Below are 24,532 nucleotides of genomic sequence, written 5' to 3' on the forward strand. Positions count from 1 at the left end.
AAAAAGGCCGGCTCAACCGCGACCGGCAAACGGCATGGCGGTGGCCATGACGGTCATGTTCAGAACATTGGCCGACAGCGGCAGGCCGGCGATGTAGCGCACCGCATCGGCGACATGCTTGACGTCGACCATCGGTTCCACGGCGATGCTGCCGTTGGCCTGGCGCACGCCTTTGGTCATGCGCACTGACATTTCAGTCAGGGCGTTGCCGATGTCGATCTGGCTGCACGCGATGTTGAATTCGCGACCGTCCAGCGCCAGTGATTTGGTCAGCCCCAGCACCGCATGTTTGCTGGCGGTGTAGGCGCTGCTGAACGGGCGTGGCGTGTGTGCCGAAATCGAACCGTTATTGATGATGCGCCCGCCCTGTGGCTGCTGGCGGCGCATCAGTCCGAAGGCGCCACGAGCACAGAGGAAAACCCCGTTGAGGTTGGTGTCGATCACGTTGCGCCACTGTTCGAACGTCAGTTCGTCCAAGGGCACAGCGGGGGCATTGACCCCGGCATTATTGAACACCACATCCAGGCGTCCGTAGACCTCGGCAATGGTTGCGAACAGCGCATCGACACTGCCTGGGTCGCGCACATCGGTGGGCACCGCCAGGGCTTCGTGTCCTTCGCTTGCCGCCAGTTCGACCAGCGCTTGCAACGGTTCCGGCCGGCGACCGGCAAGCACCAGGGTGTAGCCGTCGGCCAACAGGCCAAGCGCCACAGAGCGGCCGATTCCGCTGCCGGCACCGGTGACCAGCGCGACTTTCAAAGGTTGAGTGATGGACATTTTGTTGTTCTCCTGTCTTCAAATCACTGAGGCCATAGGGGTTTTACGCCTTGGGGCCGACACGCATTTCCAGTTGGCCGATACCGTCGATGCCGGCGTTGATCACATCGCCCGGTTGCAGGCCGTCGACGCCGGCCGGGCTGCCGGTCATGATCAGGTCGCCGGCCCTGAGCGCCACTGACCGGGAGATCCGGCTGATCACTTCAGCCACCGACCAGATCTGGCTGTCGAGGCTGTCGCGCTGACGCTCCTCGCCGTTGACGTTCAACCACAATTCGCCTTCGGGATGGCCCGCGCGGGTCACTGGCATGATGGCTGTCATCGGCGCGGCGCCGTCGAACACCTTGGCACCTTCCCACGGCAAACCATTGCTCTTGGCGGCACGCTGAACATCTCGGCGGGTCAGGTCGAGGCCGGCGGCATAGCCCCAGACATAAGCCAGCGCCTCGCTCTCCGGAATATTCGTGCCGCCTTCACCGATGGCCACTACCAACTCGATTTCGTGGGCGAAATCCTCGGTCAGCGAAGGGAATGCCACCTCACCAACGGCGTCGACGACATTGCTGGCTGGTTTCATGAAAAACACCGGTGGCTGGCGCGACTGGCCGACGGCATCTGGCCACGGGTAATTGCGGCCGACACAAAATACCCGGCCAACGGGAAAGCGTTGCTCACTGCCGATAACCGGCAAGGTCACGGGAAGATCCGGCGTGAAGACGTATTCAGTCATGTTCATCCTGTTATGAGTCCTGTTGGTAGCTTCAGCGTACGGCGGCAGTCGTTGGTGAAGTTGGACGAAAGCCGCCTCCAGTTGGAGAAAACGGTGGTGTTGACTCAGCGCACTTTCAATTCGATGCGGTACAAGCGTCCGAGCAACAGCGAGTAGGAGAGGGTGCCGATCAGGGCGACGCCGCCAATGAACCAGAAAGCCCAGGCGAAGGAACCGGTGGCATGCACAATCGCGCCAATCACGATCGGCGTGACGATACCGCCAATGTTGGCGGCCAGGCTGGTGATCCCGCCGGTCAAGCCGATCAGCTCCTTGGGTGCCACTTCCGACACGGCCGCCCACGAAGACGAGGCGATACCTTGGGCGAAGAAGGCAATGGTCAGAACGGCGATGCAGATCGTGTTTGAGTCGGTGAAATTCACCAGCACGATGGACATCCCCAGCATCGAACCAATCACCAGCGGCAACTTGCGGGCGAAGGACATCGAGTAGCCACGGCGGATCAACAAGTCGGAGACGATGCCGGCGAGAAGGATGCCGACCGTCGCGCCGACAAAAGGCAGAACCGCGAAGATCCCGGCCTTGATCATGGTCAGCTGGCGTTCTTCGATTAGGTACGTGGGGAACCAGGTCAGGAAGAAGTACAGCGCCGAGGTGCTGGCGAATTTGCCGATGCAAATTGCCCAGATCTGGCGGTAGCTGAACAGTTCAGCAATTTGCCGCCAGTTGAAGCGGGTGCGTTCCTGACTGCTTTTGACCAGACCGCCGCCGGCTTCGATGTACTTCAGTTCTTCTTTGCTGACTTTCTTGCAGTTCAGCGGGTCACGATACAGGTACAGCCACAACACCCCGAACACGATGCCGAGTACGCCGGTGCTGTAGAACACGTGACGCCAGTCGAAGGTGGTTGCCAGCCAGAGCAGGGCACCGGTAAACAGCGCCGTCCCCAGATATTGCCCGCAGACATAAATACTGCTGGCCAGACCGCGTTCCCGCGCCGGAAACCACACCGTCACCGCACGACTGTTGGCCGGAAACGCCGGTGCTTCCATCGCACCGACCGCCAGACGCAACCCGAACAAGGACGTGAAGCCAGTGGCAAAGCCCTGGCACACGGTCACCGTCGACCAACTGATCAGGGAAACCCCGTAAGTGAAGCGCGAACCGAAGCGGTCGGCGATAAACCCGGCCGGCACCAGGGCCAAGGCGTAAGTCCAGGCAAATGCCGAGAAAATCAGGCCCATCTCGATCTTGTCCAAGCCAAGATCCTTGGCCATGAACGGCGCGGCAATCGAGATATTGACCCGGTCGATGTAGTTGATGATCGTCGCAATCAGCAGCAACGAGAGCATGAACCAGCGCCGCCGCGAGGGCAGACGCTGCGGCACGACGGCGTCCCGGGCGCCGTCTATCACCGGCGGCACGGTGGCTTGGGAAGCATGTGAATTCGACATGAAGAGACCTCGTTATTGTTAGAAGAGTCGAGATGTTTTCGTGCAGCCGAAGGCGTTTGCCCGCGATGGTCGGGGCATGCCAATCGATACTGGAACGAACGGTGCGAACAGCCAGCGTCAGACGTTCAGAAACGTCTTCCAGTCGGCGTGATCGGGACAATGTCGGGAGGGGTGGCGAGGGGGAATAGCAGAATCATGACGTGCACACCTGTGATTGTTTTTGGAAGAGGTTGGGCTGCGTCGGCTCACAGTGGTCGTACAACGCTGGTAAAGCAATCGGGGGGTTAGAACGTTTTTTTTCTATGGAAGCGGCGTTGCTAAACCTGTCCAAAAAATAAATCGGATGATTTCCTAAGTATCTTTTTAGATATGGCTGTTAATGCATTGATTATTAACAATAAAAAATCTTGATACATTCTCGGCGGTTTTGGACAGGCTAAACGCCATATCGAGGATAAAAATTCCTCGGAAAGGCAGGTCGTCGTATGACTGCTTGCGTGTATTGCGTACATGTCTGCAAGATGAGGGTCGTCAGCTCACTGCCAATACCTGTCGAGGATTCTGCGCAGATGTCGTCACTCAGCCGTATTCCCACCTATGTCATGCAGCAGCGCAGCGAATTGACCGACTTCTATATTCGAGACAAAAAGGGCCGGCGCGCCGAGACCAGTCCCCATCGGCACGAGTATTTTCAGATTCAGATCAACCTCGGTGGCGACACCGTGCAGCACATCGGTAACGTCGAGCGTCCGTTTCCGCGCAATACCCTGGCATTCATCCTGCCGCACCGAGTGCACGTAATCCCGCATCCAGCGGACAGCAATTTCATGGTGATCAATTTTTCCCAGACCTTCCTGTTGCCGCATTTGCAGTGCGACCCGATGGATCTGGAAGAAGTGTCGATCCTGCTAGCGCCGGAGTTATCGCCATTCCGCTTTCAGGAGCATCTGGATTTCATTCTCGGGGATGAGGACTTCGCCAAGGTCTGTGCCTTGATCGAGCAGATGCGCACGCTGGACGAGAACCGTCAGTTTGGTACGCGTGAGATGCTCAAAGGCTTGCTGCTGCAACTGATCGGCAGCGTGTGTTTCCTTTACGCCGAGCCACTCAAGCGTCTGGCCGAGGAGAATGCGGCCGAGGTCAGCCGCCGGGATGCGCTGGGCCGCATGTTCGAGTACTTGCGCAAGAACATTGCCGATCCCGATCTCAATCTGATCAAGGTGGCTGCGGCGACGTATCTGTCCCCGACCTATCTGACGCACTGGTTGCGCAAGGAGATCGGCAAGACCTTCACCGAACTGGTGCTCGAACGCAGGATGCACGCGGCACGCAATTTCCTGCTCAACAGCACGCGCTCGGTGGGTGAGGTGGCGCGGTTGTGCGGCTTCGCTGACGAGGCGTATTTCTCGCGGCGTTTTCGGCAGATTCATGGCCAGCCGCCGGGACAGTTTCGCCGCCGGCAACTCAATCCGGATACGCCGCAATCGCCGTTGAACACTTAGGGCTCAAGCATCAAGGGCCGCCATACGATCGGAACAACTCCAAGTATCGCGTTGTGCTGCTTGGGGTCGGGCGTCTCGTGGTTCGCAGATTCAGGTGAGTGTTTGTTCTCCGTGTCTTGCGGTTCGTCGGCGGGGGGCTTTTCGGTGTCGCAGGCAACGTTATCCATGGGTCTTTCGCCAGATGATTACAGGCAGGCAACTATTTGATCTGCACGATTACCTTGCCTTTCGCACGGCCCTGTTCGACGTAAGTCAGGGCTTGGCCCGCTGACTCGAAGGCGAAGGTGCGGTCAAGCACGGGCCTTATTTCACCGGCTTCAATCAGCGTGGTGATTTCCTGCAGTTGTGTACCGCTCGCCCGCATGAACAGGAAGCTGTAACGGGCATCCTGCTTGCGCGCCTTGCGCCGAATACTCAGGCTCAACAAGCGCATGACTTGCCGCAGCGGCCAGGCCAGGCCTTGCGCCTTGGCGAACTCGGCAGTTGGCGGGCCTGATATGGAAATCAGCTGACCACCCGGTTTGAGTACCTTGAGCGAGTTTTCCAGAACGTCGGAGCCGAGGCTGTTCAGCACCACGTCATAGTCGCGCAGTTCCTCCTCGAAGCGCTGCTGTTTGTAATCAATCACCACGTCTGCGCCCAACGCTTTAACCCATTTGACATTCGCGGTGCTGGTGGTGGTCGCGACAACAGCGCCGAGGTGCTTGGCCAGTTGAATGGCGATTGTTCCGACACCGCCGGAACCGGCGTGAATCAAGACCTTCTGACCCTTTTGCAAACGGGCGATGTCGACCAGCGCTTGCCAGGCTGTCAGAGCAACCAAAGGAATGCCGGCGGCTTGTTCCATGCTGAGGTTGGCGGGCTTTAACGCCACGGCGTTTTGGTCGACGGCGATTCGCTCGGCGAACGTGCCGATTCGCTGTTCGGGCACGCGCGCATACACCGCGTCGCCGGGCTTGAAACCCTTGATCGCTGCGCCAACCGCAATCACCACGCCGGCACAATCGTTGCCCAGCACCAAGGGCAATGAGTACGGCAGAATCAGTTTGAATTCGCCGCTGCGAATCTTTGAATCCAGCACATTGACGCTGGCAGCATGTACATCAATCAGCACGTCGTGGGCGCCCGGCAGTGGCTCGGGCACGTCGCCAATACGCCCGTTCTGCTTGCCGTAGCGATCGATAAAATAAGCTTTCATGGTGGGGACGGCTCTCACTGTTTCGGGAAGGGCTGCATTGCCTGAGCGGATTGCCTCAGTGGTCGAGTACCGCGCCCCAATGATTGAGCAGGATCAGCGGCACCGCCGATTTCGGCCCGAGGTCTCGACAGGCGAAGGCCGTGCCGCCAACCAAAATCGATTGGTTGGCGGCGTTGACGAAAAGCGTCTGCGCCATTGCACTCACGCCAGATAGCGCTGGGCGACCGCCGACTGGCGAATCTGCGCCAACAGGCCCTGCCGCGCGGTTTGCAAGGCATCCCAGCGCTCACCTTCATGCAGCGGCGGAATGGTCACCGGCTCGCGACGATCGAAACCGACCAGCGCCGCATCGACCAGATCGGTGACCTCCATGATCTCGCTCAAGGTGTTGATGTCGATGCCCGCGCGATCCCAGATCTCGGTACGCGTCGCGGCCGGCAGCACGGCTTGCACGTAGACGCCCAGTGGCGACAGTTCCAGGCTCAGCCCCTGAGACAGGAACAGCACAAACGCCTTGGTCGCGCCGTACACCGACATGCCGAACTCCGGGGCCAGACCGACCACCGAGCCGATGTTGATAATCGCGCCGTCACCGGCCTTCGCCAGACGGGGAGCGATGGCACTAGCGAGCCGCACCAGTGCCGTGGTGTTGAGGGCGACCAGATTGGCCACTTTGTCGGTGCTCTGCTCGATGAAGTTGCCGGACTGCGCGGCGCCCGCGTTATTGACGAGGATGCCAATGCGCGCATCGTCGCGCAGGCGCGTTTCGACGGTGTGCAGATCGCTGAGTTGGGTCAGGTCGGCCTGCAGCACATCAATGGCAACGCTGTGTTCGCTGCGCAACTTCGCGGCGAGTGTTTCCAGGCGCTGAAGATCGCGGGCGACCAGCACCAGATCATGCCCGCGTTGGGCGAAACGTTCGGCGTAAACCGCGCCGATGCCGGTCGAGGCGCCAGTGATAAGAACAGTAGGGTGGGCGTTCATAGGGTCATCTCTTTTCAAAAAAACGATTAAGGAGAGGCAGTAAATGCGCTGGGGCTCGGCTTACTGGGCAGAAGCGCTCCATTCAGCCAGGGTCGGGTAGTCGATGTAGCCTTCCGCGCCGCCGCCATACAGGGTGGCTGGGTTGAAACCGGCCAACGGCGCACCGGCCGCCAGGCGCTCGACCAGATCGGGATTGCCAATGAACGGGCGACCGAAGGCGATCAGATCGGTGTGGTCCTCGGCAATCCGCGCGTTTGCCAGGTCGAGGTCGTAGCCGTTGTTGGCGATGTAGGTGTTTTTGAAACGCTGGCGCAGAGCGCCGAAATCGAACGGCGCGACATCGCGCGGCCCGCCGGTTGCGCCTTCGACCACGTGCAGATAAACGATGCCCAGCGCATCGAGTTGCTCGACGATGTAATCGAATTGCCCTTGCGGATCGCTGCTCGAAACACCGTTGGCCGGCGACACCGGCGAGAGGCGAATACCGGTGCGATTTGCGCCAATCTCGGCGACGACTGCTGCCGTCACTTCCAGCAACAAGCGCGCACGATTTTCAATTGAGCCGCCGTAGGCATCGGTGCGCACGTTGGCGCCATCCTTGATGAATTGATCGAGCAAATAGCCGTTGGCGCCGTGGATTTCCACACCATCAAACCCAGCGGCGATAGCGTTGACCGCTGCCTGGCGGAAATCGTTGACGATCCCCGGGAGTTCGCTGATGTCCAGTGCTCGCGGCGCGGAAACGTCTTCAAAGCGGTTGTTGACGAACACTTTGGTCGCCGGGCGTATCGCGGAGGGCGCTACAGGTGCGGCGCCGTTTTCTTGAAGATCAACGTGTGAAACACGACCGACATGCCACAGTTGCAGAAAGATCTTCGCGCCTTTTTCGTGCACCGCAGCGGTCACCTTGCGCCAGCCATCGATCTGCGCCTGTGTGTAAATCCCCGGGGTGTCCTGATAGCCCTGGCCTTGTCGGGAGATCTGCGTCGCTTCAGAAATCAGCAGGCCAGCGGAGGCGCGCTGGCTGTAATAGGTGGCTGCGAACTTACTGGGCACAAAGCCTTCGCCCGCTCGATTGCGGGTCAGCGGCGCGAGAACAATTCGATTCGCCAGTGTCAGGGAGCCAAGCGTGTACGGCGTGAACAGATTTTGATCGGTCATGGGGTTTGATCCGTGCCTGTGAATGAGCAGCGATAATGTCTGTAATTAGGATGATGATCGAAATCTAAACTGTCAACGATTTTGATTATGGCCGACATCTATGTATCATCGGCGCATGATTTTTCAGCGGAGGTATTGCACGTGAGAGTCACCAAAGCCCAGGCGCAGGCAAACCGCGAGCACATCGTCGAGACCGCCTCGGTGCTGTTTCGTGAGCGAGGTTTTGACGGTGTCGGCGTCGCGGATCTCATGGCGGCGGCCGGATTCACCCACGGCGGTTTCTACAAACACTTTGGCTCGAAGGCCGACCTGATGTCCGAAGCCTCGGCCAACAGCCTTGCGCGCTCGTTGGCCAGTGCCGAAATGGTCGATGTTCAAGGCTTCATCGACGCTTATGTGTCGAAAGACCATCGGGACGGGCGGGGCAGTGGCTGCACCATGGCGGCGCTGTGCGGCGACGCCGCGCGCCAGTCTGACGACGTGAAAAAGGCGTTTGCCGACGGCATCGAGCGCACGCTGCAGACGCTCGGTGACAAGTACCCGACAGGGCCAGACGCGGCGCCTGACGCGGGGCGAGTGAAAATGATCGACATGCTGGCGCGGGCGGTGGGCGCGATTGTTCTGTCGCGTGCCTGCCCGGATGACTCAGCGCTGGCCGATGAAATACTTGCGGTATGCCACGCTGAAATGACCGCGTCATTGCTGATATCTGCCGACAGTGCAGAAGTGGCTGGTTGATCGGTATTGTCCTTTTTGAGTTGACGGTGAAACGCTTTTCAGCCGATTTATCCCGTCCCTGTGCGTCAGTAATCTGTACCCAACTTGAACGCAACAACAACTTCAAAAACTCAAAAGGGACGCAGACCATGACCACTCCAACCTACAACCGCCTCAACAAAGACGACGCCATCGTGTTGCTGGTCGACCACCAGACCGGTTTGATTTCTCTGGTGCAGGACTTCTCGCCCAACGAATTCAAGAACAACGTGCTGGCCCTGGCCGATCTGGCCAAATTCTTCGAACTGCCGACCATCCTCACCACCAGTTTCGAACAAGGCCCGAACGGCCCGCTGGTGCCGGAACTGAAAGAGATGTTCCCGGACGCGCCGTACATCGCTCGTCCAGGTCAGATCAACGCCTGGGACAACGAAGACTTCGTCAAAGCGATCAAAGCCACCGGGCGCAAGCAGATCATCATTGCCGGTGTAGTAACGGATGTCTGCGTAGCGTTCCCGACCTTGTCGGCGCTGGCGGAAGGGTTTGATGTGTTTGTGGTGACTGATGCGTCCGGCACCTTCAACACCACCGTGCAACAAGCCGCGTGGAGCCGCATGACTCAAGCCGGTGCGCAGATGATGAACTGGTTCTCGGTGGCCTGTGAGCTGCACCGCGACTGGCGCAACGACATTGAAGGCTTGGGCAATCTGCTGTCGCAACGGATCCCGAACTATCGCAACCTGATGAACAGCTACTCGGCGCTGACCGCTCAACAGAAGTAAGCCGACGCGATTCAAACGAAAGCCTGCCCTGAAAAGCAGGCTTTTTGTGTTTTCTGCCGCTGCACCTATCAGAACGGCGTTTTTAGACGGTCGACGGCATCCCCTCCTTTTCGCCGACACGGCCTTTGAACGCCAGTGCGAAACACAGCAGAACCACCACCGAAAATCCTGCCGGGAACAGCCATATACTTCTCCAGTTGTGGCCGTTTTGCGCGGTGAAGTGGTCAGTGATCTGACCCGCCACCCAGAATCCGATCAGCATGCCCACACCGTAAGTGGCCAAGGTGATCAGGCCCTGAGCCGAGTTGCGGAAGCGCTCGGGCGCTTTGGCATCAGTGTAGATCTGCCCACAGACGAAGAAAAAGTCATAACACACGCCATGCAGTGCAATACCGATCAGCAGCATGAACGCTTGGTCACCATTGTTACCGTAGGCGAACAACACATAGCGCAAGGCCCAGGCCAGCATCCCGACCAGTAAGGCAATCTTGATGCCGAAACGCTGGATGAACAGGGGTAGCAGAAGCATGAACAGCACTTCGGAGACCTGACCCAGAGCCATCTTCGCGGTGGGATTGGTGACACCGATTTCGGCCAGAAACGGATTGGCATTCTGGTAATAGAACGCCAGAGGAATGCAGATCAAGATGGATGCAAGAAAGAACACCAGATAGCTGCGATCCTTGAGCAAGCCCAATGCGTCCACACCCAGCATCTGCTTGATGCCTGGCGAATCGCCCGTCGACTTCAGCGGCGCCGTGTTCGGCAGGCTGAAACTGTAGAGGCCCAACACCAGCGAAGCCACGGCAGACATCAGGAACGTGTTGCGCAAACCGCCTGCAGCAATCGTCTGTTGAGCGTCCCAGGCAAAGCCGAAACTGATCACGATGCCAGCGACGATCCAGCCAATGGTGCCCCATACGCGGATGCGGGAAAACTCCCGGGCCGGGTCTTTGATCTGTCGGAAGGCTACCGCGTTTACCAGGGCCAGCGTTGGCATGTAGACCAGCATGTAGGCCAGTACGTAGGGATAAAACGCACTGAAATCAGGTGCGCGATAAAGCTGAAAGAGCAGCACCGCGCCCAGCAGGTGCAACACCGCCAGAATGCGTTCGGCATTGAAAAATCGATCTGCAACAAGTCCAACGACAAACGGCGCAATGATCGCGCCCCACGACTGCGTGGAAAAAGCCATACCCACCTGGCCGCCGCTTGCTGCCAGTGTCGTGGTGAGAAAGGTGCCGAGGGTGACAAACCAGCCACCCCAGATAAAAAACTGCAGAAACATCATGACGCTGAGTCGCGCATTCATTACGTTCATTTCAATCACCGTATTATTTTTATGTCGGTAACAGCGTGGTAATCAGGGTTCGCCAAGGCCCAGCAGACGCCGGTTGGATTGCTCGTCAGCGCTCACACTGGCGAAATCGTCGAATGCCTTGCGGGTTCGGGTGATCATGTGTAGTTCGATGAAGGCCGCCCCTTCGGCAGCGCCTTGTGCCGCGTCTTTCAAGCAGCATTCCCACTCCAGCACGGCCCAGCCGTTGAAGTCGTATTGGGTCAGTTTGCTGAAGATCGCCTTGAAGTCGATCTGGCCATCGCCCAGTGAACGAAACCGACCCGGACGATCAACCCAACGCTGATAGCCGCCGTATACACCGGACCGAGCGCTGGCGTGGAACTCCGCGTCCTTGACGTGGAACATGCGGATGCGCGCGTGGTAGCGATCGATGAAGCCCAGGTAGTCCATTTGCTGCAGCAACAGATGGCTCGGGTCATACAGAATTGCCGCGCGCGGATGATGATTTACCGCTTCGAGGAATTGCTCGAAAGAGGCGCCATCGTGCAGGTCCTCGCCGGGGTGGATCTCGTAACAGAGGTCGACACCGGCCTCATCGAAGCACTCGAGGATCGGCAACCAGCGTTTCGCCAACTCGGCAAAGCCCTGTTCCACCAGACCGGCAGGACGTTGCGGCCACGGGTAGACGTACGGCCAGAGCAGGGCGCCGGAAAAGGTTGCGTGGGCGGTCAGCCCCAAGCGCTGACTGGCGCGCGCCGCCAGTTTCAACTGGTTGATCGCCCATTCGGTGCGTGCTTGCGGATTGCCACGCAGCGCTGCCGGGGCGAAGTCATCGAAGAGTGAGTCGAACGCTGGATGCACCGCGACCAGTTGGCCCTGCAGGTGCGTCGACAGTTCGCTGATCACCACGCCAGCCTTGGCGCATATGGCGATGAGTTCGTCGCAGTAATCCTGACTCTCGGCGGCGCGTTCCAGGTCGATGAAGCGCGTGCCGAGGGTCGGCAACTGAATGGCTTTGTAGCCTTGAGAAGCTGCCCACTGGGCGATGTTGGCCAAGGTATCGAAAGGTGCTTCGTCGGCGATGAATTGGGCGAGAAAAATGCCTGGGCCGCGCATCCCGCTTGGGCGTTGTTGATTAACGTTCATTCGCGGTTGCTCCATTGGCAAGGTCAGGTATTGCAGTCCATTTGGCTTCGCCACAATGATTGGCGATGGCGGTCTCGATAAAGGCCATACCGCGCAGCCCGGTGGCAATGCCTGGAACGCCGGGTGCGTCAGGGCCGCTCGCACCCTGGAAAATGGCTTGCGCGAGGTCGCCATAGAGATTGGCCATCGCCTCGAGGTAGCCTTCCGGGTGTCCGGCGGGCAAGCGCATGCGCCGTGTGGCGTTTGCGCACAGCCAGGGTTGACCAAGGCCCGAGCGCAGCACGCGCATCGGTTCATTCAAGGGTCGATGGATCAGACTGGCCGGCTCTTCCTGACGCCATTCCAGCCCGCCCTTGTCGCCATACAGGCGAATCTTCAGCGGATTCTCTTCGCCCGCGCACACTTGGCTGGCGATCAATACACCGCTGGCGCCGTCGGCCATTTTGAACAGCATCGAGGCGTCGTCATCCAGTTGGCGACTGCTCAAATGTGACCCGAGCATCGCGCTGATGAACTGGATGGATTGACCGGCGACAAACTCCGCGAGGGAAAACGCGTGCGTGCCGATGTCACCGATGCAGCCACCAATACCGGACTGTTCAGGATTGTCGCGCCAGCCCGCCTGTTTGTTGCCTTGTCCAGCCACATCGCTGCTGAGCCAGCCTTGCGGGTATTCGACGAGGACTTTGCGCAGACGCCCGATTTCACCGCTGGCGACCATCTCGCGTGCCTGCCAGACCATCGCATACCCTAGGTAGGTGTGCGCCAGGGCGTAAATTCGCTGGCTGTTGTTGACCACACGGGCCAAGTCCTGCACTTGCGCCAGATTGAGCGCTGCAGGCTTTTCACTGAACACATGGAAACCCGCACTCAGTGCTGCACTGGCGATAGGGGCGTGCAGGTGATTGGGCGTGACGATCACCAGCAGTTCCATGCGCTGATCGGCCGGCAGTGCGTGTTCGGCGGCCAGCATGTCTTGCCAAGCGTCATAGCAGCGTTGTGCGGGAAGGCCCAAGGCCTCGCCACTGCGTCGATTGTTGTTGGCGTCGCGGCTGAACGCACCGCAGACCAGTTCGAAGCGTCCATCGAGGCCGGCGGCTTGCCGGTGTGCCTGGGCGATGAAGGCGCCTTCACCGCCACCGACGAAGCCCATTCTTATTTTGCGACCTGCAGCAATCATGGCAATTGTCTCAGTGGATACATGCCGGAACTTTGATGATGTAACCGGTTACATCGTCGGCGAAATCTAGGCCTGAAATCAGCGAGTGTCAAACCGTGTCTGACGAATGCCAACGTTTCGGCCCGTGACGCTGTGCGGTAAGCTCGACGGCCGATTTGATTGAAAGAGCGAGGCAGTCTTGTCCAATATCCGCGAAGTGGCACGGCTGGCGGGTGTCTCGGTGGCAACGGTGTCGAGAACATTGAAATCCCCCGAGCGGGTGCTGCCCGATACCCGCGAACGGGTCATGGCCGCCGTCCAGCAAACCGGCTATCGACCGAATTTGATGGCGGTACAGTTTCGCTCGCGCAGAACGGGAAACCTGGTGATTCTGGTCCCGACCATTGCCAACACCTTTTTCGCCAGAGTGATCAGCGGCGCACAAAAAGCCGCGCAGGCCGCCGGATACCGGTTGCTGTTGTGCGACACCCAGGGCCAGGAATCGCTTGAGCGACAGTTCGCCCATCTGGTGTACGCCCATCAAGCCGATGGCGTCATTCAGTTGCGTGCCTATGATCCATTCGATGAATCCGCCGCCGAGCCAGTGCTGACCCCGATCGTCAATGCCTGCGAAGTCATCCGGCACGGACGGCATCCAACGATCAGTCTGGATAACGTTGCGGCGGCCAAAGCCATGACCGAGTACCTGATCGCGATGGGGCATCAGCGTATCGGACTGATCAAAGGACCCAAAGGCAGCCCGCTCACGCGTGATCGTCTGGCGGGGTATGAAGCGGCCCTGCGCGATGCCGGTCTCGCGCTCGATCACACGCTTATCTGTCACGGCGATTTCACGCTCGACGCGGGCTATTCGGGTGCCGGCAAACTACTCGCGCTCGACAGCCGACCGAGCGCGCTGTTTTGTGAAAATGACGAAATGGCCATCGGCGCGCTCAAGCGAATCAAAGAGCAGGGGCTGCGTGTGCCGGAGGATATTTCTCTCGCCGGATTCGACGATATTCCAATGGCCGCGTACTGCGATCCACCGCTGACGACCATTGCCCAGCCCGCCGAAATGTTCGGCGAGAAAGCCGTGGAAATGCTGATTGCGCTGATCGAGAAACAGCCGTTGCCGCAACGGCATGTGGTATTGCCGTTCGCGCTGACGCGGCGTGACAGCACGGCGCGGGGACCTGCAGCTGATAAATGACCTCGTGACTGCTCCGCGCAGGTTTGTCAGTGGTGTCAGTTTTTCAGACTCACCGGCAGCCGGAAAATTGTCCCTTTTGAGTTGACGGTGAAACGCTTTTCAGCCGATTTATCCCGTCCCTGTGCGTCAGTAATCTGTACCCAACTTGAACGCAACAACAAATTCAAAAACTCAAAAGGGAAGCAGACCATGACCACTCCAACCTACAACCGCCTGAACAAAGACGACGCCATCGTGCTGCTGGTTGATCACCAGACCGGCCTGATTTCTCTGGTGCAGGACTTCTCGCCGAACGAGTTCAAAAACAACGTGCTGGCCCTGGCCGATCTGGCCAAGTTCTTCGAACTGCCAACCATCCTCACCACCAGTTTCGAACAAGGCCCGAACGGCCCGTTGGTGCCAGAGTTGAAAGAGATGTTCCCGGATGCGCCGTACATCGCTCGTCCTGGTCAGATCAACGCGTGGGACAACGAAGATTTTGTGAAGGCGATCAAAGCTACCGGTCGCAAGCAAATCATCATTGCTGGTGTGGTCACTGACGTGTGTGTAGCGTTCCCGACCTTGTCGGCGCTGGCGGAAGGGTTTGAGGTGTTTGTGGTGACTGACGCCTCCGGCACCTTCAACACCACTGTGCAGCAGGCTGCATGGAGCCGCATGACTCAGGCCGGCGCGCAAATGATGAACTGGTTCTCGGTGGCGTGTGAGCTGCACCGCGACTGGCGCAACGATATTGAAGGGCTGGGTAACTTGCTGTCGCAGCGGATCCCTAACTACCGCAACCTGATGAACAGCTACTCGGCGCTGACGGCTCAGCAGAAGTAAGCCTGCGTGCTGCGGACGAAAAGCCTGCCCTGAAAAGCAGGCTTTTTGTTCATCGCGAAGTCAGACCCCGGAATTCAACAGCGACACCACGGGGAGCGCGGATCATTCAAGAGGCGTTGCTCGATACGCTTTATAAAGTCGCTGAACCTCGGGATCATCCAGGCTTTCATACGTAATCCCTTCCTTGTCCAGTCCATCCAGACCCTTTATTCCGCCAATCATTGCCGGCCATTCATCGCGACTGGAAATGTCGATGACGAAGGGGGCCAGATAACCATCCAGATGGCCTGTGAAAGGGTCTCGAATTTCGTCGGCGAGTGCTCGCAGGTAGTCGTCTTTGTTGGTTTTTGACCAGTCGATGGCGAACCGGGTCCGATAGCACAACTCCATGTAGATGAGCAGGATTGTGCGGCCATTGCCATCCAGAAACGGGTGGGCGGACGCCAACTGGCCCATTACTTCGCCGGGGCGCTGACGAAAACGTTTTTTGTTTGCTGCGAGTTCGAAGGCGTATTCCACGGACCTTTTGATCAGGTCAGGACGTTCGAATATCGTGTGATGCGGATCATCTTTCGACCCTTTGAATACTGCGAGGTGGGGGACCAGTTCATTTCTGTCTTTTCCTGCCCACGGATAAAAACCGGAGAACAGGATTTCGTGGGTCTTGAGGACAGCTTTGTAGTCGATGGGTTTTTTCTTGGCGAGATAGGCAAGGGCATCTTCGATACTGGCTTCGAAGGAGAGGTGCTCAGACTCTTTGACTTCAAGAGGGTCTTTCAGTTTGAGCGAGTTTTGAAGATAACCTTCAGTCTCGAAATCGCCGAAGGGGTCGAAAGTCATGCGCTAAGTTGCCTCTTGCAACGCCTTTTTTCTTGGAGGTAGCGTCCTTGCAGGGCCATGATTTCTGCTTTGTTGAGAACACCTTTACGCTTGAGATTGACGAGCAATTGCTCAATGCCATCCAGCTCGACAGCATCACCTGCCAAGCGAGTAATGGTCACAGCCATGCAGCTCATGCTGTCACGTTCAGCGGTAACCTCATGCTTTTGGGCGAGTTTGCGAACTTCGCTCGCAACGTCGCCATTGGCTGGACTAGTCATTTGAACCCCTCGTTTTCTCTCTCAGAGCATAGCATGGCGCCGGCTCCGTAAATTTTCCAGCAGCCCCCGACTGTCAGCACGAACATTTCGGGTTGACTGCGAAATGCCTTTCAACCGATTCATTCCTTGTTCAGCGTTACACCTGCGCCCACTCATCACGAAACTGCAACAGAAAGTCGACAAACGCCCTGACCCGTTGCGGCACATACCGCCCGTGCGGGTAGAGCAAGGTGTAAGGTCGCGAGCGCCCGGCGTACGGCTTAAGTACCTCGACCAAGCTGCCGTCCGCCAGCTCCTTTTCGACAATGAACTTGTACGTCTGGAAGACCCCGGCACCATGTCTGGCCAGGGTGACACCGCCGAGCACGTCATCGGAGCAGGAGTAACCGCCGTCGGAAATCACTTCGCGATCGTGGCCATTTTCCTGGAACAGCCAGGAGATCCGCCGCCCGCTGCTCGGCAGTTCGAACTGAATACATTCGTGTTGCACCAGATCCTCAAGCGTCTTCGGTGTGCCAGCCTTTTTCAGATAGTCGGGGGAGGCGACCACCACCAGTTTTGCATCCTCCAGCAGCCGCGCAACCATGGTCGAATCCGGTTGCGCGCGGACGCGGATCGCCAGGTCGTAGCCTTCGCCGACGAAGTCGATATTGCGGTTGCCCAAGTGGATGTCGACGGTGACGTCAGGGTAGAGCGCGCGGAATTTTGGCAGCAGCGGCAGAATGCGGTGGTGCCCGTAAGTGGTGGGCAGGCTGATGCGCAACTGACCGGACGGTGACGACTGTGCGCCCATGACTTCTTGTTGCGCTTCGACCAGTTGCGTCAGCGCCTGGCTGCACTGGACGAAAAAGTTTCTGCCCGCTTCGGTCAAGCGAATGCTGCGGGTAGTTCGGGCAAACAAGCGTGAACCCAATCTTTTTTCGAGGCGAAGAATCGACCGGCTCACCGCGGCCGGCGTCACACCCGCAAGCTGGGCGGCGGCGGTGAAGCTGCCGGCTTCAGCGGCGAGGCAAAAGAGTTCGATGCTGCCTAACTGCAAGTCTTCAAAGTGGCGCTTCATGGAATAAGCCTGAGGATCAACTGACGGTTCATTCTCAGGTTTATCTCATGAAGCGGCACCGCCGGTACACACCGGCAGTGCCGTGGGGAGGTGTCAATGGCCAGCGCTTTGACCACCGTCGACATGGAGGATTTCGCCGGTCACGAACTTCGCACTGTCCAGGTAAAGGATCGCTTGCACGATGTCGTCGATCTCACCCATATGCCCAACCGGGTGCAGGCTACCGAGGGCGGCGTGAGTCTCTTCGCCGTGCATCGGTGTCTTGATGATGCCGGGCGACACCGCGTTGACCCGAATGCCGCGCTTGGCGTACTCGATGGCCAGGGATTTGGTCGCCGCGTTGATGCCACCTTTGGTCAGCGACGCGAGCACCGACGGTACGCCGTCAATCGCGTGGTCGACCAGGCTGGTGGTGACGCTGACGATGTGGCCGCTGGCGTTTTTCTCCATTTCGGCAATGGCCAATTGCGAGATGTGGAAGAAGCCGCTCATGTTGGTCGCTACCACTTGTGCGTAGTCTGCCTGGCTGTACTCGGTGAAGGGTTTGGCGACGAAAATCCCGGCGTTATTGACCAGCGTGTCGATGCGCCCGAAACGTGCAACGGCTTCGCCAATCACCCGCTCGGCGGTTTGCGGGTCGGCAATGTCACCGGCGACGGCGAGAATGTCCGGGTCAGTGGAGGGTTTGATCGAGCGCGAGGTCGCGACAACCTGATAGCCGCGTTCACGGAAACCCTTGACCAGACCTGCGCCAATGCCTTGCGAGGCGCCGGTAATCACTACAACTTTGTTGGACGTGTTCATGATGTTTCCTCATGCAATCTGAATGGTTTGAAAAAACGAAGTTCGGGTGTCAGACGTGAGCCGCAACCTGCGCGGCCTGACGTAACGCCTGCTGGTAATAAGCGACGGACTGGGAACCGGGGATGACCTGTTTGTCATCCAGGACCATGGCCGGAACCGAATCGATGCCGCGCTGCTGGTAAAACCGTTCAAGTTCGCGCACGGCCTGGCTGAACTCAGCGTTGGCCAGAACCTCTTGCGCACGCTGGCTGTCGAGTCCGACTGCTTCTGCCAGTTTCACTAGCGTGGCGTGGTCATTCGGGTTCATGCCGTCGGTGAAGTAGGCCTTGAGCAAGGCCTGCTTCAACTCACGCTGACGTCCTTGTGTGGCGGCCCAGAACAGCAGTCGATGGGCATCGAAGGTGTTGTGGAAATGGCTGCGTTTTTCCAGGTCGAAGTGAAAACCGATCTGCTCGCCGCGTTCGATGATCATCGCGTTGCGATCCGCCACTTGCTCAGCGCTTCGCCCGTATTTGCGCATCATGTGCTCGATGGCGTGTTCACCTTCGGCGGGCATGTCGGGGTTCAGTTCGAACGGTTTGTAGGTCAGTTCCACATCGACTTCGCCCGCCAGATTTTTGATCGCTTGCTCCAGAGCGGTGACGCCCAAAGCACACCAGGGGCAAACGACATCCGACACAAATTCGATTTTCACGGTGCGGTTCACGACTGCGAATCCGCTAACTGCTGGCGATAATCGGTGGTGGTGATGCCGGCATAACCCCAGTTATCGGTGTCGACTTCTTCGATCACGATGTGGGTGAGTTTCGGGTCCTTGTGCAGCACCCGCTGCATCGTTTCGGTGATCTCCTTGATGACCTGGGCTTTCTGTTCCCGGGTCACGCCGTCACGGGTGATGCGTACGCTGATGAAAGGCATTTGGGGTATCTCCAGTCGCTGGCCCGTCGGAGTGATGGGCGGCTGTTGGAGAGGACTTTAAGAGGAGGGCGGGAGTTGATAAATGGGGTTTGAGGTACATCATTTGTGATGTGGTGTATCAAATTAGGGCGCGCGAGCAGTCATCCTGTGCACGCGCTGTCTCAGTGCGAAACGCTGGCGCTCAGGCCAGCAGCTCGGTAATCCAGCGTGTCTGTTGTTTGAGGTCTTGCAGCTTTTGTTCTGGCAGGCTTTGTTGCGCATGGGCGAGCTGGCTGAGCGTCTTCTGCTTATGGTGAAGTTTGTGCTGCCATTTGCGCAAAAACTCGGGGCTACGGGCCTGCATCTGCAAGGGGCCGAAGTAAAGTTCCTGGTCGGTATAGGTCGCCGGTTCAGCGCGTTCGGCCACGATGATTTCGTAGTCGAAGCGGTTTTCCCGCAGAAGCTCTTCGCTGAGGATGCGGTAGCCGTTTTCCATCAGCCACTGGCGCAGCGGTTGTTCGCCACCATTGGGCTGCAGGATCAGGCGTTCCTTGTCGTTCAAACGGGCCTTGCCGCTGTCGAGAATGTCGCGGATGGTCTCACCGCCCATGCCGCAGATCGTGATGGCGGTGATCCCGTCGGCAGGTTTAATCGCCGCCAGGCCATTGGCCAGGCGCACGCTGATGTGCTGTTGCAGATCATTCTCGCGCACGGTGCGTTCAGCTGCGTGGAACGGCGTTGACGCAACCTCGCCAGCCACCGCCGCAGTGATCAGGCCTCGGCGCATCAGCGCCACCGGCAGATAGCCGTGGTCCGAGCCGATATCCGCCAGCCGGGCACCGGCAGGTACGTGGGCAGCCACGCGCTCAAGGCGTATGGACAATGTCTGTTCGTTCAACGGCAACCCCTTGATGGCCGGCAAAGGGGTGCGACTCTGGCGAGCAACGCCGGGCCTGTCAAATCCCGGCGACGGAATTCAATGGCCCATTGGCTGCGCTGAACGGCCAATGGGCGCTGAGGCTTAGCCGGCCAACGTTGCGTTGTCGATCACGAAACGATACTTCACGTCACCCTTGAGCATGCGCTCGTAGGCGTCGTTGATCTGGTCGGCGCGGATCAGTTCGATGTCGGAGACGATGCCGTGCTCGGCGCAGAAATCCAGCATTTCCTGGGTTTCAGGGATGCCGCCGATCATCGAGCCGGCAATCGTGCGGCGTTTCATGATCAGGTTGAACACGTTCGGCGACGGGTGCGAAGTGGCTGGCGCACCGACCAGCGTCAACGCACCATCACGCTTGAGCAGCACGAGGAATGCATCGAGATCGTGCGGCGCGGCGACGGTGTTGAGGATCAGGTCGAAACTCTTGGCGTGGGCGGCCATTTCTTCGGCATTGCGCGACACCACCACTTCATCGGCGCCCAGCGCTTTCGCCGCTTCGCGTTTGGATTCAGAGGTGGTGAACGCCACCACGTGGGCGCCCAAGGCGTGGGCCAGTTTGATGCCCATGTGGCCGAGGCCACCAATGCCAACTACACCGACTTTTTTGCCGGGACCGGCGTTCCAGTGGCGCAGCGGCGAGTAAGTGGTGATGCCGGCACACAGCAGCGGCGCGACGGCAGCCAGTTGCGCTTCGGGATGGCGAATACGCAGGACGTAGCGTTCATGCACGACGATGTTTTGCGAATAACCGCCCAGCGTCCAGCCCGGTGCGTCCGGGGTCGGGAAGTTGTAGGTGCCGATCATGCCGTCGCAATAGTTTTCCAGCCCGGTTTCGCAGTCATCGCAATGTTTGCAGCTGTCGACGATGCAACCGACGCCGACCAGATCACCGACCTTGTAGTCCGCGACATGCGCGCCGACGGCCGAAACGCGACCGACGATTTCGTGCCCCGGTACGCACGGGAATTGCGTGCCGGCCCATTCCGCGCGCACCTGGTGCAGATCCGAATGGCAGATGCCACAAAAGGCGATATCGATCTGCACATCATGGGCGGCCGGCGCGCGGCGGTTGATCTGCAGTGGCTCAAGGGGTTTGTCGCCCGCGTGGGCACCGTAGGCTTGTACAAGCATGGGAACATCCTCGATCGGTTTGTCGTAAGGCATTGTTTCTGTTCCCGCGCTGCGGGCACTAGCGCATTCCTGTGCAATCCTTGCCTGATCCTGTGCGTTGTTGTGACATTGCGCGGACAGACGCTCGTGGCGTTTGCAGGTAATCTCCCGGTTCACTGACGACAACAAAATCAAAACAGGAGTCATTGATGCAACCAATCCGTCTCGGTCTGGTGGGCTACGGCAAGATTGCCCAGGATCAACACGTCCCGGCAATCCTCGCCAATCCCGCCTTCCAATTGGTCTCCGTCGCCACCCAAGGCAAGCCTTGCGCAGGCGTGGAAAACTTCCAATCCTTAAGTGAATTGCTGGAAAACGGCCCGCCGGTTGACGCGATTGCCTTTTGCACACCGCCGCAAGGACGCTTCGCCCTGGTGCAAGAGGCGCTGACTGCCGGCAAACATGTGCTGGTGGAAAAACCACCGTGCGCAACGTTGGGCGAAGCGCTGGCCTTGGTCGATCAGGCTGCCGGGCAGGGCGTCAGTGCTTTGTTTGCCTGGCATTCACGCTACGCACCCGGCATCGAAGCCGCCCGCGACTGGCTCGCCTCGCGCACCCTGCAAAGCGTGCAGATCGACTGGAAAGAAGACGTGCGCAAATGGCACCCCGGTCAGGCCTGGATCTGGCAACCCGGCGGCCTCGGCGTATTCGATCCGGGCATCAACGCCTTGTCGATCGTTACTCATCTGCTGGCGCTGCCGCTGTTTGTCGAGTCCGCTGAACTTCGCGTGCCAAGCAACTGCCAGTCGCCGATTGCCGCGTCGATCCAAATGTCTGACGCCCGCCGCCTCGATGTGCGTGCGGAGTTTGATTTTGACCATGGGCACGATGAGCTGTGGAGTATTGAGGTTCGCTGCGCCGAAGGTGTGTTGCGCCTGGATAACGGCGGCGCGTTGTTGAGCATTGACGGTGTGCGCCAGGCTGTGTCGGAGGAGGGTGAGTACGCGGCGGTTTATCGGCATTTTCAGCAGTTGATTGGCGACAAGGCCAGTGACCTGGATGTTCAGCCGTTGCGGTTGGTGGCGGACAGTTTTTTTGTCGGCAGTCGGGTGTTGGTTGAGGCGTTTTACGATTAGCCTTCGGCTGGCCCGGCACGGTTATTTTAATCGCCAAGCGAGAGCCTGCCCTGAACGGCAGGCTTTTTCGTTAGAGCACCGTTCGTCCAGTGCCCGGCACTTGCGCTGTGCCGTTGCCTCTCACGTTTAAGCGCGGATATCCCGCGTACAAGAACGGAGAAACAAGCATGGACATCGATGAAAATGCACCGGGCAACCGGTCACAGCAAGACGTGACACGCACGACGGACAATGAGACGGGGCATGATCCGAAACGCAACCCGGCCGAGGTTCCGTTGCCCGCCGATGAAGAGTCGCCGGTCGATGAAGACATGACGGATGTGGCGGCCAACAACTCGGTGTCGAGCGAGCATCCTGGGTCGCAATGACCGGATTGAATCAGTGTGGGGACAGACCATGAGCACGCCATTCAAGGTCGGCGACGCGGTTCACTGGAACAGCGAGGCCGGGGAGATTCGCGGCAAGGTTGTCAAGGTGCACACCCGGGATGTCGAGTTCATGGGCCGCCATCGGCCTGCTTCAAAGGACGAGCCGCAGTACGAAGTCAAAAGTGACAAGACCGGGCATCTGGCGATGCACCACGGCGCGGCGCTTCATCCCGCGAAGTGACCGGTCTAGTGCGACGAAACAAACTCGGAAGGCGTTGTCGGCGGCGGCAATGAGTACGTCGCCTTCATCCATTCAACCTCCGCTTGGGGTGTCCGGCCGAAAAACCGTTTGAACTCGCGACTGAATTGCGAGGCGCTTTCATAACCCACGTCAAACGCTGCTGCCGATGCGCTCATGGCTTGGCGCAGCATCAGCAGCCGCGCCTGATGCAGGCGTGTCGACTTCAGGTATTGCATCGGCGAGGTATCGGTCACGCTGCGAAAGTGCAAGTGAAAACTCGGTACGCTCATGCTCGCTTCGCGGGCCAATTGCTCGACGTCGAGGCGCTGCTGATAGCTGCTGTGAATCTTGCGGATCGCCCGGCTCACCTTGCCGAAATGCCCGCGACGATGCAGCGCCGCACGCATTGAACCACCTTGCTCGCCCGTGAGAATGCGGTAATAGATCTCACGTACCAGCGCCGGCCCGAGAATTTGCGCTTCACCGGCGACGCTCATCGCCTCGAGAAAACGCAAGGTCGTGGTGCGCAGCGCGTCGTCCATCGGCGAGGCATACATGCCCTTCGGCTCAGCATCGCTGACGCCATGCACCTCATCGACTTGCAACATCAACTCGCTGGCCAACTGAAAGTCCAGTTGCATGTAAATCGCGAGCATCGGCTCGGCTGCCGTGGCGTCGGTCTCCATGGTGAAGGGGATGGGCACGGACACCACCAGATAATGCTGCGCGTCATAGACGTAGGTGTCCTCACCCAGATAACCGCGCTTGCGACCCTGGCAGAGGATGACAATGCCGGGGTCGTACAACACCGGAGTGCGGGTCAGTGGGCGATTCGAGCGCAGGAAGCGTACATCATCGAGCACGCTGAGGTTGTAGCCCTCGACCGGTGCGAGGACTTCCATCAGTTGCACCATGCGCGCGGTGCTGCCATCGGCCGGCGTCATTGTTTTCTCTCTCAGTGATCGGTGGAGCAACTCAGCGCTTGCCATTGATCAATCTCGTCGAGCGCCTGTTGCAGGCGGTCACGCACCAGCCCCAACGCATCACTGCCGAGTAACAAATGGGCGGGAGGCTCGGGGCAATCGATGATCTGCAGCATCGCTTGCGCAGCCTTTTGCGGGTCGCCGAGTTGCTTGCCGCTTTTTGCTTCCCGGGCTTGGCGGATCGGGTCGAAACTGGCGTCGTAGTCGGCAATGCTGCGCGCGGTGCGTTGCATCGAACGGCCGGCCCAGTCAGTGCGAAACGAGCCAGGCGCCACCGCCGTGACGAAGACATTGAAGGGCCGCAGCTCTTTGCTCAGGGTATCGGAGATCCCTTCAAGCGCAAATTTGCTGCCGCAGTAATAGGCGATGCCGGGCATCGTGATGGTGCCGCCCATGGAGGTGATGTTGAGGATGCGGCCGGCGCGACGCTGGCGGAAGTAGGGCAGGAAGGCCTTGGTCATGGCGACCGCGCCGAACACATTGACGTCGAACTGACGGCGCATGTCCTCCAGCGGCGATTCTTCAAAAATACCTTCGTGACCGTAACCGGCGTTGTTGATCAGCACGTCGACGGGACCGTGAGTGGCTTCCACTTGCGCAACGACGCTGTCGATCCGCTCAAAATCAGTGACGTCCAGCAGCACCCCGTAAGCGTTGTCCGGGGACAGCGCCTGGAAGTTTTTCAGGTCGGATTCATTGCGCACAGTACCGATCACGCGGTGGCCGTTGGCAATGGCTTCCTTGGCCAGTGCATGGCCGAAACCGCTGCTGACGCCGGTGATGAACAGGGTTTTGCTTGGTTTCATGACGGTCTCCAATGACTCGGGTGTGACGTCATGGTAGCCATCACCCAAGCGCTCACCTATGCCGGTTTGTCTTGGAGCCTTGCCTATTCCTATCAGGCGCTCGTGATGTTCAGAAAAAACGGTGGCTGCCGGCTAAGCACGCTCA

General features: G+C 58.9%; 27 protein-coding genes and 1 pseudogene. 8 read left to right on the forward strand and 20 right to left on the reverse strand.

From position 1 onward, the window contains the following. Nucleotides 1-12 precede the first annotated feature (12 nt). From CKW38_RS03870 to CKW38_RS03880, 3 genes are all read right to left on the reverse strand, one after another. Nucleotides 13-771: an SDR family oxidoreductase gene (locus CKW38_RS03870; protein ID WP_095112193.1), complete on the reverse strand. Its 759-nt coding sequence runs from the start codon at nucleotides 769-771 to the stop codon at nucleotides 13-15. 49 nt (nucleotides 772-820) lie between these two features. Beyond that, the gene (locus CKW38_RS03875) at nucleotides 821-1,513 is read right to left on the reverse strand and encodes a fumarylacetoacetate hydrolase family protein (RefSeq protein ID WP_095111881.1); all 693 of its coding nucleotides are present in this window, start codon (nucleotides 1,511-1,513) and stop codon (nucleotides 821-823) included. 98 nt (nucleotides 1,514-1,611) lie between these two features. Further along, on the reverse strand, nucleotides 1,612-2,961 hold the full coding sequence (locus tag CKW38_RS03880) for an MFS transporter (RefSeq protein WP_095111882.1): 1,350 nt from the start codon (nucleotides 2,959-2,961) through the stop codon (nucleotides 1,612-1,614). Nucleotides 2,962-3,530: 569 nt separating this feature from the next. Between CKW38_RS03880 and CKW38_RS03885 the strand changes: the two genes are divergently transcribed. After that, nucleotides 3,531-4,463: an AraC family transcriptional regulator gene (locus tag CKW38_RS03885; RefSeq protein WP_095111883.1), complete on the forward strand. Its 933-nt coding sequence runs from the start codon at nucleotides 3,531-3,533 to the stop codon at nucleotides 4,461-4,463. A gap of 199 nt (nucleotides 4,464-4,662) precedes the next feature. Here the strand turns inward: CKW38_RS03885 and CKW38_RS03890 are convergent, their stop codons facing one another. The 4 genes and pseudogenes from CKW38_RS03890 to CKW38_RS03900 all read right to left on the reverse strand — a co-directional run bounded on the left by CKW38_RS03890 (nucleotide 4,663) and on the right by CKW38_RS03900 (nucleotide 7,806). Then, complete coding sequence (locus CKW38_RS03890; RefSeq protein ID WP_095111884.1) at nucleotides 4,663-5,661, reverse strand: NADP-dependent oxidoreductase; 999 nt, start codon at nucleotides 5,659-5,661, stop codon at nucleotides 4,663-4,665. 58 nt (nucleotides 5,662-5,719) lie between these two features. Further along, nucleotides 5,720-5,857, reverse strand: a pseudogene (locus CKW38_RS30120) (alpha/beta hydrolase); the annotation flags it as partial. A 5-nt stretch (nucleotides 5,858-5,862) separates the two neighbouring features. After that, entirely contained in the window at nucleotides 5,863-6,645 is a 783-nt protein-coding gene (locus CKW38_RS03895) for an SDR family oxidoreductase (protein WP_095111885.1), read from the reverse strand. Between the two features lie 60 nt (nucleotides 6,646-6,705). Then, nucleotides 6,706-7,806, reverse strand: coding sequence for an alkene reductase (locus CKW38_RS03900; RefSeq protein ID WP_095111886.1), 1,101 nt, complete (start codon nucleotides 7,804-7,806; stop codon nucleotides 6,706-6,708). Between the two features lie 141 nt (nucleotides 7,807-7,947). Here CKW38_RS03900 and CKW38_RS03905 point away from each other — a divergent pair, with 141 nt between their 5' ends. Beyond that, the gene (locus CKW38_RS03905; RefSeq protein WP_007916010.1) at nucleotides 7,948-8,544 is read left to right on the forward strand and encodes a TetR family transcriptional regulator; all 597 of its coding nucleotides are present in this window, start codon (nucleotides 7,948-7,950) and stop codon (nucleotides 8,542-8,544) included. Between the two features lie 128 nt (nucleotides 8,545-8,672). Beyond that, nucleotides 8,673-9,305: an isochorismate family cysteine hydrolase YcaC gene (gene ycaC / locus CKW38_RS03910; RefSeq protein ID WP_007916011.1), complete on the forward strand. Its 633-nt coding sequence runs from the start codon at nucleotides 8,673-8,675 to the stop codon at nucleotides 9,303-9,305. Nucleotides 9,306-9,387: 82 nt separating this feature from the next. On the opposite strand, the gene CKW38_RS03915 is transcribed toward ycaC (CKW38_RS03910), so the two are convergent. The 3 genes from CKW38_RS03915 to CKW38_RS03925 are packed head-to-tail and all read right to left on the reverse strand — an operon-like array spanning nucleotide 9,388 to nucleotide 12,931. Continuing rightward, nucleotides 9,388-10,626, reverse strand: a complete 1,239-nt coding sequence (locus CKW38_RS03915) for a nucleoside permease (protein ID WP_095111887.1) — start codon at nucleotides 10,624-10,626, stop codon at nucleotides 9,388-9,390. Nucleotides 10,627-10,668: 42 nt separating this feature from the next. Further along, the gene (locus tag CKW38_RS03920; protein ID WP_095111888.1) at nucleotides 10,669-11,751 is read right to left on the reverse strand and encodes a sugar phosphate isomerase/epimerase; all 1,083 of its coding nucleotides are present in this window, start codon (nucleotides 11,749-11,751) and stop codon (nucleotides 10,669-10,671) included. Further along, on the reverse strand, nucleotides 11,741-12,931 hold the full coding sequence (locus tag CKW38_RS03925; RefSeq protein ID WP_095111889.1) for a Gfo/Idh/MocA family protein: 1,191 nt from the start codon (nucleotides 12,929-12,931) through the stop codon (nucleotides 11,741-11,743). The genes CKW38_RS03920 and CKW38_RS03925 overlap by 11 nt, the downstream gene beginning before the upstream one ends. Before the next feature lie 178 nt (nucleotides 12,932-13,109). Here CKW38_RS03925 and CKW38_RS03930 point away from each other — a divergent pair, with 178 nt between their 5' ends. Further along, on the forward strand, nucleotides 13,110-14,120 hold the full coding sequence (locus CKW38_RS03930) for a LacI family DNA-binding transcriptional regulator (protein WP_095111890.1): 1,011 nt from the start codon (nucleotides 13,110-13,112) through the stop codon (nucleotides 14,118-14,120). A 189-nt stretch (nucleotides 14,121-14,309) separates the two neighbouring features. Then, nucleotides 14,310-14,942, forward strand: a complete 633-nt coding sequence (gene ycaC, locus CKW38_RS03935; protein ID WP_007915995.1) for an isochorismate family cysteine hydrolase YcaC — start codon at nucleotides 14,310-14,312, stop codon at nucleotides 14,940-14,942. Nucleotides 14,943-15,044: 102 nt separating this feature from the next. Here the strand turns inward: ycaC (CKW38_RS03935) and CKW38_RS03940 are convergent, their stop codons facing one another. From CKW38_RS03940 to CKW38_RS03975, 8 genes are all read right to left on the reverse strand, one after another. Further along, nucleotides 15,045-15,782 carry a Fic family protein gene (locus CKW38_RS03940; RefSeq protein WP_095111891.1) on the reverse strand — a complete coding sequence of 246 codons (738 nt, stop codon included), beginning with the start codon at nucleotides 15,780-15,782 and terminating at the stop codon, nucleotides 15,045-15,047. Next, the gene (locus CKW38_RS03945; RefSeq protein ID WP_095111892.1) at nucleotides 15,779-16,042 is read right to left on the reverse strand and encodes a hypothetical protein; all 264 of its coding nucleotides are present in this window, start codon (nucleotides 16,040-16,042) and stop codon (nucleotides 15,779-15,781) included. Before CKW38_RS03945 ends, CKW38_RS03940 begins: the two co-directional genes overlap by 4 nt. 136 nt (nucleotides 16,043-16,178) lie before the next feature. Continuing rightward, on the reverse strand, nucleotides 16,179-17,102 hold the full coding sequence (locus tag CKW38_RS03950; protein WP_095111893.1) for a LysR family transcriptional regulator: 924 nt from the start codon (nucleotides 17,100-17,102) through the stop codon (nucleotides 16,179-16,181). 93 nt (nucleotides 17,103-17,195) lie between these two features. Then, entirely contained in the window at nucleotides 17,196-17,906 is a 711-nt protein-coding gene (locus tag CKW38_RS03955) for an SDR family NAD(P)-dependent oxidoreductase (RefSeq protein WP_095111894.1), read from the reverse strand. A gap of 49 nt (nucleotides 17,907-17,955) precedes the next feature. Further along, the gene (locus CKW38_RS03960; protein ID WP_095111895.1) at nucleotides 17,956-18,612 is read right to left on the reverse strand and encodes a DsbA family oxidoreductase; all 657 of its coding nucleotides are present in this window, start codon (nucleotides 18,610-18,612) and stop codon (nucleotides 17,956-17,958) included. After that, nucleotides 18,609-18,824 (reverse strand): 4-oxalocrotonate tautomerase family protein, encoded by a 216-nt coding sequence (locus CKW38_RS03965; protein WP_095111896.1) that lies wholly within the window; start codon nucleotides 18,822-18,824, stop codon nucleotides 18,609-18,611. Before CKW38_RS03965 ends, CKW38_RS03960 begins: the two co-directional genes overlap by 4 nt. Nucleotides 18,825-19,005: 181 nt before the next feature. Further along, nucleotides 19,006-19,701 (reverse strand): tRNA (adenine(22)-N(1))-methyltransferase TrmK, encoded by a 696-nt coding sequence (locus tag CKW38_RS03970; RefSeq protein ID WP_305887116.1) that lies wholly within the window; start codon nucleotides 19,699-19,701, stop codon nucleotides 19,006-19,008. Between the two features lie 123 nt (nucleotides 19,702-19,824). After that, entirely contained in the window at nucleotides 19,825-20,874 is a 1,050-nt protein-coding gene (locus tag CKW38_RS03975) for an NAD(P)-dependent alcohol dehydrogenase (protein ID WP_095112194.1), read from the reverse strand. A gap of 188 nt (nucleotides 20,875-21,062) precedes the next feature. Between CKW38_RS03975 and CKW38_RS03980 the strand changes: the two genes are divergently transcribed. The 3 genes from CKW38_RS03980 to CKW38_RS03990 all read left to right on the forward strand — a co-directional run bounded on the left by CKW38_RS03980 (nucleotide 21,063) and on the right by CKW38_RS03990 (nucleotide 22,598). Next, nucleotides 21,063-21,989 (forward strand): Gfo/Idh/MocA family protein, encoded by a 927-nt coding sequence (locus CKW38_RS03980; protein WP_095111898.1) that lies wholly within the window; start codon nucleotides 21,063-21,065, stop codon nucleotides 21,987-21,989. Nucleotides 21,990-22,156: 167 nt separating this feature from the next. Next, nucleotides 22,157-22,357, forward strand: coding sequence for a hypothetical protein (locus tag CKW38_RS03985; protein WP_007916036.1), 201 nt, complete (start codon nucleotides 22,157-22,159; stop codon nucleotides 22,355-22,357). Nucleotides 22,358-22,385: 28 nt separating this feature from the next. Then, on the forward strand, nucleotides 22,386-22,598 hold the full coding sequence (locus tag CKW38_RS03990; RefSeq protein WP_095111899.1) for a DUF2945 domain-containing protein: 213 nt from the start codon (nucleotides 22,386-22,388) through the stop codon (nucleotides 22,596-22,598). 5 nt (nucleotides 22,599-22,603) lie between these two features. Here CKW38_RS03990 and CKW38_RS03995 read toward each other — a convergent pair whose 3' ends face one another. Both CKW38_RS03995 and CKW38_RS04000 read right to left on the reverse strand, forming a co-directional pair. Continuing rightward, on the reverse strand, nucleotides 22,604-23,542 hold the full coding sequence (locus tag CKW38_RS03995; RefSeq protein WP_095111900.1) for an AraC family transcriptional regulator: 939 nt from the start codon (nucleotides 23,540-23,542) through the stop codon (nucleotides 22,604-22,606). An 11-nt stretch (nucleotides 23,543-23,553) separates the two neighbouring features. Then, complete coding sequence (locus CKW38_RS04000; RefSeq protein ID WP_095111901.1) at nucleotides 23,554-24,387, reverse strand: oxidoreductase; 834 nt, start codon at nucleotides 24,385-24,387, stop codon at nucleotides 23,554-23,556. Between the last annotated feature and the right edge of the window lie 145 nt (nucleotides 24,388-24,532).

Origin of the sequence: Pseudomonas sp. Irchel 3H7 (assembly GCF_900187605.1) — a bacterium.
Lineage (GTDB): Bacteria > Pseudomonadota > Gammaproteobacteria > Pseudomonadales > Pseudomonadaceae > Aquipseudomonas.